Origin of the sequence: Streptomyces sp. DH12 (genome assembly GCF_020873895.1) — a bacterium.
Taxonomy (GTDB): Bacteria; Actinomycetota; Actinomycetes; order Streptomycetales; family Streptomycetaceae; genus Streptomyces.
This window is the reverse complement of record NZ_JAHWGT010001224.1, coordinates 1-435: the sequence shown is the minus strand read 5'-3', so window position 1 is coordinate 435 and position 435 is coordinate 1. Positions and strand designations below refer to the sequence as shown.

Sequence of the window (435 nt, the reverse complement as noted above, 5' to 3'; positions counted from 1 at the left end):
TCCCTCCTGCGTGTGATCGAGAAGGCCTTCCCGGGGGCCGACATCCACGTCCGGGGCAATGAGATCAGCGCGGTCGGCGCCGCCACGGACGTGGCCCTGATTTCGCGCGTGTTCGACGAGATGATGCTGGTGCTCCGCACCGGGCAGCCGATGACGGAGGACGCAGTGGAACGCTCGATCGCCATGCTCAAGGCGAGCGACAGCGGGGAGAGCGACGGCCAGGAGACCCCGGCCGAGGTGCTCACCCAGAACATCCTGTCCTCCCGCGGCCGCACGATCCGTCCCAAGACGCTCAACCAGAAGCGCTACGTGGACGCGATCGACAAGCACACCATCGTCTTCGGTATCGGCCCGGCCGGTACCGGCAAGACCTACCTGGCCATGGCCAAGGCGGTGCAGGCCCTGCAGTCCAAGCAGGTCAACCGCATCATCCTG

General features: G+C 66.7%; 1 protein-coding gene. It reads left to right on the top strand.

What is annotated here, in order from left to right:
• Positions 1-435 (top strand): PhoH family protein (locus tag LPA54_RS39365; protein ID WP_228985191.1); only part of this gene is annotated, 435 nt, incomplete at both ends.